This is a genomic window from Wenjunlia vitaminophila DSM 41686, assembly GCF_000380165.1.
GTDB classification, from domain to species: Bacteria; Actinomycetota; Actinomycetes; order Streptomycetales; family Streptomycetaceae; genus Wenjunlia; species Wenjunlia vitaminophila.
Genome location: NZ_KB904722.1, coordinates 1 through 10,628 on the forward strand (window position 1 = coordinate 1; position 10,628 = coordinate 10,628).

The 10,628-nt window shown below is 72.6% G+C and carries 8 protein-coding genes, 1 rRNA gene and 1 pseudogene; 5 read left to right on the plus strand and 5 right to left on the minus strand.

Features of this window, described 5'->3' with window-relative positions:
- The first annotated feature begins 51 nt into the window (after positions 1–51).
- A 5S ribosomal RNA gene (gene rrf / locus A3IG_RS0125555) occupies positions 52–168 on the plus strand.
- Positions 169–270: 102 nt separating this feature from the next.
- Positions 271–798, plus strand: coding sequence for a GNAT family N-acetyltransferase (locus tag A3IG_RS0125560; protein WP_018386435.1), 528 nt, complete (start codon positions 271–273; stop codon positions 796–798).
- A gap of 159 nt (positions 799–957) precedes the next feature.
- On the opposite strand, the gene A3IG_RS0125565 is transcribed toward A3IG_RS0125560, so the two are convergent.
- The 5 genes from A3IG_RS0125565 to A3IG_RS33960 are packed head-to-tail and all read right to left on the minus strand — an operon-like array spanning position 958 to position 6,603.
- Positions 958–2,268 carry a DUF58 domain-containing protein gene (locus A3IG_RS0125565; RefSeq protein ID WP_018386436.1) on the minus strand — a complete coding sequence of 437 codons (1,311 nt, stop codon included), beginning with the start codon at positions 2,266–2,268 and terminating at the stop codon, positions 958–960.
- A gap of 6 nt (positions 2,269–2,274) precedes the next feature.
- Positions 2,275–3,258, minus strand: coding sequence for an AAA family ATPase (locus tag A3IG_RS0125570; protein WP_078500941.1), 984 nt, complete (start codon positions 3,256–3,258; stop codon positions 2,275–2,277).
- Positions 3,237–4,523, minus strand: coding sequence for a DUF4350 domain-containing protein (locus A3IG_RS31275; RefSeq protein WP_104530859.1), 1,287 nt, complete (start codon positions 4,521–4,523; stop codon positions 3,237–3,239). The genes A3IG_RS0125570 and A3IG_RS31275 overlap by 22 nt, the downstream gene beginning before the upstream one ends.
- Positions 4,520–5,191: a DUF4129 domain-containing protein gene (locus A3IG_RS35520; RefSeq protein WP_018386439.1), complete on the minus strand. Its 672-nt coding sequence runs from the start codon at positions 5,189–5,191 to the stop codon at positions 4,520–4,522. The genes A3IG_RS31275 and A3IG_RS35520 overlap by 4 nt, the downstream gene beginning before the upstream one ends.
- Positions 5,188–6,603, minus strand: a complete 1,416-nt coding sequence (locus tag A3IG_RS33960; protein ID WP_051087635.1) for a glycerophosphoryl diester phosphodiesterase membrane domain-containing protein — start codon at positions 6,601–6,603, stop codon at positions 5,188–5,190. Before A3IG_RS33960 ends, A3IG_RS35520 begins: the two co-directional genes overlap by 4 nt.
- Positions 6,604–7,030: 427 nt before the next feature.
- Here A3IG_RS33960 and mtrA point away from each other — a divergent pair, with 427 nt between their 5' ends.
- The 3 genes and pseudogenes from mtrA to A3IG_RS0125600 form a co-directional block, all read left to right on the plus strand.
- Positions 7,031–7,708 carry an MtrAB system response regulator MtrA gene (mtrA, locus tag A3IG_RS0125590; RefSeq protein ID WP_018386441.1) on the plus strand — a complete coding sequence of 226 codons (678 nt, stop codon included), beginning with the start codon at positions 7,031–7,033 and terminating at the stop codon, positions 7,706–7,708.
- A 73-nt stretch (positions 7,709–7,781) separates the two neighbouring features.
- Complete coding sequence (mtrB, locus tag A3IG_RS0125595) at positions 7,782–9,788, plus strand: MtrAB system histidine kinase MtrB (RefSeq protein WP_018386442.1); 2,007 nt, start codon at positions 7,782–7,784, stop codon at positions 9,786–9,788.
- A gap of 65 nt (positions 9,789–9,853) precedes the next feature.
- Positions 9,854–10,628: pseudogene (locus tag A3IG_RS0125600) on the plus strand (LpqB family beta-propeller domain-containing protein); the annotation flags it as partial.

The following is a 10,628-nucleotide window of genomic DNA, read 5'->3' on the forward strand; positions in this document are numbered from 1 at the left end:
AGACCGGTTCCCCTTTTGTGGGGTGTGTGTTGGTTGTGTGTCTGTGTGTGTTTCGGTGGTTATTGCGTGAGGGAAACGCCCGGTTACATTCCGAATCCGGTAGCTAAGCCTTACTGCGCCGATGGTACTGCGAGGGGGACCTTGTGGGAGAGTAGGACGCCGCCGGACAAATTTTGAAAGAGGGTTTTGGTTTTCTTGGGTGTATGCCCGAGGGAACCAAAACCCTCTTTTTTTGTTGCGCTGCGGCAACAGTCGTTGCCACGATGACGTATGGACTATGACATTCGCAGGGTAGCCGCCGCGGACTGGGAGGCGCTGCGGGACCTACGGCTGCGGGCGTTGAGCGACCCCCTCGCCCTGATCGCCTTCACTTCGACCCACGCAGAAGCCCTCGCCCTCGCCGAGGCCGAGTGGCGGAGTCGGGCGCGCGTCAGCGAGCTGGGCGAGAACGCCGTCACCTTCGTGGCCGTCGGTGCGGAAGGCGGGCGCTGGCTCGGCATGGTGACCGCCCTGGAGGAGAGGGAGCCTGGGCGAGAACCCGAGGCGGAGCTCGTCGGGGTGTACGTCCTGCCGCGGTACCGCGGCAGGAGCGGGCCAGCGGAGCCCCTGATGCGCTCGGCGATCTCCTGGTGCTGGGAGAACTGGAAGGCTCGCCGGGTGCGGCTGCACGTCCACGAGGACAACCCCAGGGCCCGAGCCTTCTACGCACGGCTCGGGTTCACCGCCAGCGGGGCCCGCGTGCCAGCGAGGCACCAGCCCGGCCGCGAGGAACTCGAGCTGGAACTGCTCGCCCGCTGAGGACGGTCGGTGACGGCTGGGCCGTCGGACGCGGGCCCGAGGAAGGCCCCGCCGGGTGGAGGCACACGGGCCGAGCGCCCCGCCGGCTGGCCGTTGAGTGGCGACCCCTTCTCCTCGACTGTCGATAACCCCAGGTCATAGGCCGCGTACGCAACGTTGTCAGAGGCGTCCGCTAGCTTTGAGCGCAAGGTAGGCATCCGCCAGCGCGGGGGGCAGTGTGGCCGGTGGTGCGTCGACGACGGTGACGCCGTGACGGGCGAGGCGTTGGGCCGTGTGCCGGCGTTCGGTCCGGCTCTGTTCCGCGGCGGCGGCCTCATAGATGGCGTCCAGGTTCCCGCGGGCCCGGGCCATCTCGTCGAGACGCGGATCGGCGACGGAGGCGACGAGCACCTCGTGCCGGTGGGTGAGCAGGGGTAGGACAGGAAGCAGCCCTTCCTCGACCGGGGCGGCGTCCAGTCCGGTCAACAGCACAACGAGAGAGCGGCGCGGAGCACGTTGCAGGACCCCGGCGACCAGCCCGCGGGCGTCGGACTCCACCAGTTGTGGTTCGAGTCGGGCCATGGCGTTGACCAGTGACGGCAGCAGGTCGGCGGCGGTGCGGCCCTGGACGGAGGCGCGTACACGACGGTCATAGGCGAGGAGGTCCACACGGTCGCCGGCCCTGGAGGCGAGCGCGGCGAGCAGGAGAGCGGCGTCCAGCGCCGCGTCGAGCCGTGGGGCGTCACCCACCCGGCCGGCGGAGGTCCGGCCGGTGTCCAGGACGATGAGGATGTGTCGGTCACGCTCGGGACGCCAGGTGCGCACGGCGACGGCGGAGCGGCGGGCGGTGGCCCGCCAGTCGATGGAGCGGGTGTCGTCGCCGGGGATGTACTCGCGCAGCGAGTCGAACTCGGTGCCCTGGCCCCGGAGCAGCATCGACGTGCGGCCGTCGAGCTCCCTGAGGCGGGCGAGTCTGGACGGGAGGTGTTTTCGGCTGGTGAACGGTGGCAGGACACGCACCGTCCAGGGCACCCGGTGGGAGCCCTGCCGTGCGGCGAGCCCCAGCGGGCCCAGCGAGCGGATGGTGACGGTGTGGGCCTGGCGCTCCCCCCGGCGGGTGGGCCGGAGCACGGTGGTGAGCCGACGTCGTTCGCCGGCGGGAACGGTGAGCCGGTGCCGGGACGCCGTGACCTCGGTGCCGGGTGCCCAGCTACTGGGTGGCCAGGCGTCACGGACCAGGGCGCGCAGCGGGAGTCGGCCCGGGTTGGTGATGGTGAGGTTGACCGTGGCCTGCTCGCCGAGGCGGATCGTGGTGTCGCCGGTGCGGTCCAGCCGTAGGGGGCGCACGGCCGCGGCCAGGGCCAGGTCCAGGAGGATTCCGGCCAGCAGGACCGCCGCAACCACCAACACTCCCAACCAACGGGGCATCAGCAGCCCGACCAGCAGGGCGCCGAGCGCGGCGAGCGCGGCGGTGCGTCCAGTGATGGCCATGGCGGATCAGCGGGGGACCGGGAGGTGGGAGAGGATCGAGGTGATCACGGAGTCGGTGGTGACGCCCTCCATTTCGGCCTCTGGGCGTAGCTGAACGCGGTGGCGCAGCGTGGGCAGGGCCAGTGCCTTGACGTCGTCGGGGGTGACGTAGTCCCGTCCGGTGAGCCACGCCCAGGCCCTCGAGGTGGCGAGCAGCGCGGTGGCCCCCCGGGGAGACACACCGAGAGTGAGGGAGGGGGAAGCACGGGTGGCGCGGCACAGGTCCACCACGTAACCGATGATCTCGGGGGCGACGGTGACCCCGGCGACGGCGGCGCGGGCAGCGTCGAGGTCGGCGGGCCCGGCAACGGGTCTGACCCCGGCGGCGTCCAGGTCCCTCGGGTTGAACCCCTCGGCGTGCCGGGTCAGGACACGGATCTCGTCGTCGCGGGCCGGCAACGGGAGGAGCAGCTTCAGCAGGAAGCGGTCGAGTTGTGCTTCCGGCAGTGGATAGGTGCCTTCGTACTCGACGGGGTTCTGGGTGGCGGCGACGAGGAACGGTTCGGGGAGCGGGCGAGGGACGCCGTCCACGGAGACCTGCCGTTCCTCCATGGCTTCCAGCAGGGACGCCTGGGTCTTGGGCGGGGTGCGGTTGATCTCGTCGGCGAGCAGGAGGTTGGTGAACACCGGGCCGGGCTGGAAGGAGAACTCGGCGGTACGGGCGTCGTAGACCAGGGAACCGGTGACGTCACCCGGCATCAGGTCCGGGGTGAACTGCACCCGCTTGGTCTCCAGCCGGAGCGTGGACGCCAAGGCGCGCACCAGCAGGGTCTTGGCGACCCCGGGTACACCCTCGAGGAGTACGTGGCCGCGGCAGAGCAGCGCGACGACCAGGCCGGTGACGGCGGGGTCCTGGCCGACCACAGCCTTGGCGATCTCGGTGCGCACGGCCTCGAGGGAGGCGCGGGCGCTCTCGGCGGTGGGGGCGGTCACGGGCTGCGTACCTGCCAATCGTGTAGGGAAGCCTCGAGGGCGTCGAGGTCGTCGGCGAGACGGACCAGTGCGGAGTCGTCCTCGGGGGCCGGGCCGTACAGGAGGGAGCGTACTTGTGGGGCCGGGGCCTCCACGTGGGCAGTCAGGGCGGCGAGCAGGATGTCGGGTTCCTGGGCCCGGGAGGGTTCCACGCCGACCAGTGGCGCCAGCCGGGCACGGGTGGCCTGGCGGAGTGCTTCGGCCGCGCGGGCGCGGGCGTTGGCCCTGCGGTAGAGGCGGGCGCGGCCCTCGGTGGCCTCGGCGGCGCGGACCGCGACCGGCAGTGGTTCGGTGACGACGGGGCCGAGTCGGCGGGCACGCCACAGGGCGGTGACGACGGCGGCGACGGCGAGTTGCCAGGCGCCCCAGCGCCAGCCGCTCGGCAGGAGGTCGGAGAAGTCCTGGCGCTCCGGTTCGCCGACCGAGTCGTCGCTGAGCGAGGGGAGGTACCACACGAGGTGGGGGCGGCTACCGAGGAGTTGCAGGGCGAGCGAGGCGTTTCCCTCGTCGTCGAGGCGGTGGTTGTGGAAGGGGTCGGGGGTGCCGAGGACGACGGTGTCGCCCTGGCCGGTGGTGTCGGGCACGCGCAGCAGTGAGGGGAGGCCCTGCACGGGATAGCACGAGGTGGCACCGGGGACGCCCGGGTGCCGGTAGAGCAGGCCGCCGAGGTGGGCGTCGCCGGCCCTGCGGGCTTCCGGCAGGTCGCAGGCGGGCGCGAGGTCGTCCACGCCGGCTGTGGCGGTGGCGTCAACCCCCGGGAGCAGGGTGCTGACCGCGGTGGGGCCCGGGGCGATCAGCACGGTCCGGCCACCGCTGTCCGCGGCGGCCTGGTGGATGACGCCGAGCTGGCGGCGGTCGAGCATGTCGGGGTCGGTGACCAGCAGGGTGGAGTCGGGGCCGGTCGCCGCAGCGGCGTCGGCGGTCGTGGTGACCACGTCCACGGTGACCCCGTGGTCCTCCAGGAGTTGCGCCACGGCCCGGCTGCCGTAGCGGTCGGGTGAGCGGGGGTCGAGCTGGCCGTGGTGCTCGCCGGACCGGAAGACGGCGTAGGAGAACCCGAAGACGAGGAGGATCAGCAGCGCCACGAGGATGCCCCGGGACCTGGCCCAGAGCTGGCGGACGGTCGGGGCCAGCGAGGTGTCCGGGGCTGCGGTGCCCGGCCCCCCGGGTGCGGGGCGAGCCGGTCCCGGGGGAGCTTGCTGCGGGGCGGGGTGCTGCGGGGCGGCCCCGGGCGTGCTGCTCACCGCACCGCACCGCCGGGTGCGGAGGGCAGGAGGGGCTTGGTGTTCTCCACGTCGACGTCGAGGTCGCGGAGGTGCTGGTACGTGTCGGGACCGGCGTGGCGCCCGCCGTAACAGACGTCGTCGAAGGCCCGGGCGGCGGCCCGCAGGCGGGCGGCGTGCTCGGGCAGGACGCGGCCCGCCGCGGTCGCGGCCTCGTCCGCGGTGCGCCCCGGCCGTGGGTCGAGCAGGGTGCGTTCCTCCAGGCCGCGGACGAGGGCGCGCATCCGTTCGCGCACCGCGGCGTCCCAGTGCTGGGCGGCGGAGTGGCGTTCCGCGGCGGCCCGGTGTTCGGCGGCGGTCAGCGGCCGTTCGTCGAACAGGGCCCGTTCACCGCCGGTTGGGGTGCGCAGCCTGCCCAGGCGCAGCCGCAGGGCGAGAGCGGCCAGGAGCACCACAAGGACGATGACGGCGATGCCGACCCAGCCCCCCGGGGCCGCGCCGGAGGTGGCGGAGAGCAGGTCGCCGATGGTGTCCCAGATCCAGTCGATGCCGCGCTGGATGAGGTTGGGGTCGTCCTGGTGGTAGACGGGCTCCGACAGCTCCCGTCGTGCGGCCTCGCGGGCGGGGTCCCGGGGGATGGTGACCGGTACGTCCTCCCCGGGGGCGAGGGCGGCCAGCCCCGTGGTCACCGTGTCAGGTCCCCCGGGACGGGGGCGTCGCTCGGAGGCTGGGTCGGACCGGTGCCGCCGTAGCCGGGGAGGTTGGCGGCGCGGCCCAGTTCCAGGTCGAGGGCCTCGCGTCGGATGCGCTGGTCGATGTAGAGCAGCGCGGTGACACCGGCGCTGATCGGGAAGGTCAGGGTCATCCCGAGCGCCGCGCCGATACCGGTGACGGTCAGTGAGCCCAGGCTGAGTTCCCCGGTGCCGTCCCCGCTGAACAGGCTGCCCACCGATTCGCCGTCGACCGCGAGGGAGGCGAGGGAGAACGGGGTCTGCACGATGCTGGAGACGACCAGCATGATGATGAAGGTCAGCAGCATGATCCCGAAGACCCGCCACCAGGAGCCGCGGACCAGCTTGGCCGATCGGGCCATGGCCTTGAGCACGGTCTGCCGCTCCAGCATCAGGGCTGGCGGGGCGAGGCTGAAGCGGACCCACAGCCACACCGCCACGCACACGCCGGCGATGCCACCGAGGACGAACAGGGTGATGGCCAGCGCCTCGGAGGTGACCAGCAGCGCGAGCAGGCCGGGGAGCAGGGCGACGACGAACACCCCGGACAGGATCAGCGGCATCAGCAGGGTGAAGCCGAGCAGGCGCAGCAGCCGGGGTTTGGCGTCGTCCCAGGCGTCGCGGGTGGTGACCGGGCGGCCCAGCACTGACCGACTGACGACCATGGTCAGCGTGCCCTGCACCACGATGGTGCCGAGCAGGCTGATCAACTGGACGGTGCCGACGCCGGCTGCCATGCCGCCGAAGACGTCCATGGTCTCGCTGAACGACGGGTCGGGGTCGTCCTGGAGCCGGTCCAGGTCGTCGTCGATGCCGTTGAGCATGACCCAGGTGATCAGGGTGCTGACGGCCTGGGTGATCACCGCGACGACCAGGGACACCCCGAGCACCGTGCGCCAGTGGGCGCGCATGGTGGAGACGGCGCCGTCCAGGATCTCGCCCACGCCCAGGGGGCGGAGCGGAATCACTCCGGGTTTGGCCGCCGGGGGCTGACCCCAGTTCGGGGTGAACTGTCCGGGGGCTCCCCAGCCCGGTTGTCCCCAGGCGCCGGGCGGGCCGCCGGGGCCTGGGGCACCGGGGCCCCAGCCGGGCGGGCGGCCCGGTTGGGGGCCGGCGCCCCAGCCGGGCGGTGGTGGAGTGCCGCCGCTCGGGGCCCCGCTGCCGGGTCCCCGTCCGGGGGCGGTCCAGTCGGCCCGCGGGGGCTGCTGCTTGGACCACTTCGACATCGAGCTCTCGTCGGGACCGCCGGGTCCCGCCGTGCCGGCCTGGTCTGGTGCGGTGTCCGAGGAGCCGGATGTCTGGGGCGCAGCAGGGTCCGGGGCGTCGTCGGGCGACGGGGAGGGCGAGGCCCAGCCCGGATTGTCGGTCATCGCTGCTGCTCCTTCGGGGTCGGCGCGTCTGTTGACGCCGTCGCGCCCATGGTGTCATGGCCGCGCTCCCCGGTAACCGACTGCTGCGCCGGAGCTTCCGGGAGGGGGCGGCGGTACCGGTGGCCCGCGCTGTTGGGGCCGGGTGGTCGTCGGGGCGGGCCGGGGCCCTGCCCGCCCACACGTCGCACAATCGTGCGATTCGATGCCGCATCGGGAGCGTCGTCGACGTCGGTCGCGGCTCCGCGTACCCGGTGGGTGCACGGTGTCACTGGCCGTGCCTGGCGCGGCTCCGCCGGGCGTCGTTCCCTGCCCCGCCAGGGGAGAATGCCGTGGACGCGGACGAAAGGGGCGCGGTTTCCTCGGTGCGTAGGGAATCGCTTGCGGCCTGTGTCGCAGGTCACGATCCGGTAATGAGACCATAGAGATTATGAAAGGACGCGTCCTGGTCGTCGATGACGACCCTGCGCTGGCCGAGATGCTCGGCATCGTGCTGAAGAGTGAGGGGTTCGAGCCGTCGTTCGTCGCCGACGGTGACAAGGCCCTGTCCGCCTTCCGGGAGACCAAGCCGGACCTGGTGCTGCTGGACCTGATGCTCCCGGGTCGGGACGGCATCGACGTCTGCCGGCAGATCCGCGCCGAGTCTGGGGTGCCGATCGTGATGCTCACCGCCAAGAGCGACACGGTGGACGTGGTGGTGGGCCTGGAGTCCGGCGCCGATGACTACGTCATCAAGCCGTTCAAGCCCAAGGAGCTGGTGGCCCGGGTCAGGGCCCGGCTCCGGCGTGCCGAGGAACCCACGCCGGAGCAGCTCACCATCGGTGACCTGGTCATCGACGTCGCAGGGCACTCGGTGAAGCGTGACGGACAGACCATTGCGCTGACGCCGCTGGAGTTCGACCTGCTGGTCGCGCTGGCCCGCAAGCCGTGGCAGGTGTTCACCCGGGAGGTGCTGCTGGAGCAGGTCTGGGGGTACCGGCACGCGGCGGACACCCGCCTGGTCAACGTCCACGTGCAGCGGCTGCGCTCCAAGGTGGAGAGGGACCCGGAGCGCCCGGAGATCGTGGTCACGGTGCGGGGTGTCGGGTACAAGGCGGGACCAGGCTGAGGTGAGCGGGCACGAGCCCCGCTCGCGGGAGCGCGGGGCAGTACGGGGCTGGGAGCTGTGGCGGACCCGCTTCGTGGAGTCGTCACGGGCGACGCTGCCGCTGCTGCGCCTGCTGGTCCGGCACGCCCGCCGGCCGGTGCGCGCGGCGGTGAGCGCCTACCGGCGTTCCATCCAGCTCCGGGTGGTCGCGACCACGTTGCTGCTGTCGTTGGGCGTGGTGCTGCTGCTCGGCGTCGTGGTGATCGGACAGGTGCGCAACGGGCTGCTCGAGGCCAAGCGCCAGTCCGCGCAGTCACAGGCGCTGGGGGGGTTCACGGCTGCGCAGGACCGTGCCCTGGCGCCGCAGAAGGCGCGTGTGCAGGCCGGTGCGGGGACCGCCGGTGCGACCGAGGACGGCCGGGTCGACTCCGGAGCCTGGCTCAACGACCTGGTGGAGCAGTTGGCCAGCGGCGGCCAGGGGCTGTACGCGGTGGTGGCGCTCGGCTCCGACTACCCGGCGCCGTTCGTCGAGGTGAGCCCCGGCACGCGCAGCCCACGGACCACCGGGAACGTCGATCCGGACCGGAGCATCCCGGCGGAGCTGCGGGCCACCCTGGACCGGGAGGGACCGGGCGTCTTCGAGCAGTACACCGAGATCGTCAGGGACGGCAGCTCCGAGCGTGAGCCGGCGCTGGTCATCGGCAAGCGCCTCAGCGACGCCAACAACAATCCGTACCAGCTCTACTACCTCTTCCCCTTCACCCAGGAGGAGGACACGCTCAACCTGGTCAAGGGCACGCTGGCCACCGCCGGGGTGTTCGTCGTCGTCCTGCTCGGCGCGATCGCCTGGCTGGTGGTGCGGCAGGTCGTGACGCCGGTGCGGATGGCGGCGCGGATCTCCGAGCGGCTGGCCGCCGGCCGCCTCCAGGAGCGGATGAAGGTCACCGGGGAGGACGACATCGCCCGGCTGGGACAGTCGTTCAACAAGATGGCGCAGAACCTCCAGACCAAGATCCTCCAGCTCGAGGAGCTCTCCCGGATGCAGCGCCGTTTCGTCTCCGACGTCTCGCACGAGCTGCGCACCCCGCTGACCACCGTGCGGATGGCAGCCGACGTGCTGCACGACGCGCGGGAGGACTTCGACCCGGTGACCAAGCGCTCCGCGGAACTGCTCGGCACCCAGCTCGACCGGTTCGAGTCGCTCCTGTCCGACCTGCTGGAGATCAGTCGTTTCGACGCCAGGGCGGCCGCCCTGGACGCCGAGCCGGTGGACCTGCGTGACGTGGTGCACCGGGTGCTCGAGGCCGCCGAACCCCTGGCCGAGCGGAAGGGCAGCGCCCTGGTGGTCGAGGGGGCCGAGCTGCCGGTGATCGCCGAGGCCGATCCCCGCAGGGTGGAACGGGTGCTGCGGAACCTGGTGGTCAACGCGGTGGAGCACGGCGAGGGACGGGACGTGGTGGTGCGCCTCGCCGTGGCGCAGGACAACTCGGCGGTGGCCGTCGCGGTGCGGGACTACGGGGTGGGCCTCAAGCCGGGGGAGGCCTCCCGGGTGTTCAACAGGTTCTGGCGCGGCGACCCGGCCCGGGCGCGCACCACCGGGGGCACCGGCCTCGGGCTGTCCATCGCGCTGGAGGACGCGCGGCTGCACGGCGGGTGGCTCCAGGCGTGGGGCGAGCCCGGTGGCGGATCGCAGTTCCGGCTGACCCTGCCGGTCAGTGCCGGGTCCGCGCTGACCGGCTCGCCACTGCCGTTGGAGCCGGCGGACTCCCGCAGGGCCCGCTCCGGGGGAGTGACGGGACCGCAGCCCGACGCGGCGCCGTCGAACGGGGCCCGGGCGGTACACACGGTGCCGCGGCAGCAGGGTTCCGGGGCGCTGCCGGTGCCGCCGCGGTCCGGCTGCCCGCCCCCGGCGGTCGGCCCGGCGACGCTCCCGGGCAAGGACCACGGCGACGGGGCGACGGTGAGCCGGGTCGTCGGCAGGACTGCCACGACGGCCGTCTCCGCGGCACCGCCGGAACGGCACCCGGAAGGCGGGGCGCCGGATGGCGGGCCGCAACGGGAGGAACCGGGCGTTCCGGGACGCGCGGGCGACCATGAGTGAGCCGCGCGTGACGGACCGCGCGGCAGGCGGGCGGGGACGAGTCGATCACCAGGAGGACGGACACCATGCGCGGTGACCTTCGGCGCGCCGTCGCCGCACTGCCGCTGGCGGCGCTCGTGCTGCTGTCCGGGTGCGCGTCGATGCCGAGCAGCGGCTCGGTGGACGAGGTCAGTGAGCCACCGCGCACCGAGTCCGACTCCCAGGTGCGGGTCTTCGGTGCCCGGCCGGAGAAGGGCGACTCGGCGATCCAGGTGGTCCGCGGCTTCCTGGAGGCGATCACCAGCGACGAGGGCGACTTCGACACCGCCCGGCTCTACCTGACCAAGAAGCAGCGCCGGGAGTGGGACCCGGGGGCCGGGATCACCGTGCTGGCCAGCAGCCCGACGCTGGTGTCCCCGGCCCGGCGGCAGGAGCACCTCGGCAGTCGCACCGAGGTCGATCTCGCAGGGCAGCGCGCCGCCTGGGTGGACCGGCACCACACCTACCGGGCACGCCAGGGCGAACACAACGTGGCCTTCTCCCTGATCAAGGAGAAGAGCCAGTGGCGCATCGACGAACTGCCCGACGGGTTGGTACTGGGCAAGGCCGACTTCGAGCGGATGTACGACTCGGTCAACATGTACTACTACGCCGCTCCCGGCCCGGACCAGGGTCCGAACATCCTCGTTCCCGACCCGGTGTACCTGCGGCAGCGGGTGGAGCCGGTCACGTCCGCGGTGAAGGCCCTGCTCGACGGGCCCACTGACTGGCTGGTGCCCTCGGTGGTGTCGTCCTTCCCCCGGGGCACCACCCTCAGCGGCGAGGTCGTGAAGATCGAGGACTCCGAGCGGCGGCTGCGGG

Excerpts from the sequence above, each read along its gene's own strand:
- A3IG_RS0125560 (WP_018386435.1), top strand. The coding sequence starts at position 271 with ATGGACTATGACATTCGCAGGGTAGCCGCCGCGGACTGGGAGGCGCTG.
- A3IG_RS0125565 (WP_018386436.1), bottom strand. The coding sequence starts at position 2,268 with ATGGCCATCACTGGACGCACCGCCGCGCTCGCCGCGCTCGGCGCCCTG.
- A3IG_RS33960 (WP_051087635.1), bottom strand. The coding sequence starts at position 6,603 with ATGACCGACAATCCGGGCTGGGCCTCGCCCTCCCCGTCGCCCGACGAC.
- mtrA (WP_018386441.1), top strand. The coding sequence starts at position 7,031 with ATGAAAGGACGCGTCCTGGTCGTCGATGACGACCCTGCGCTGGCCGAG.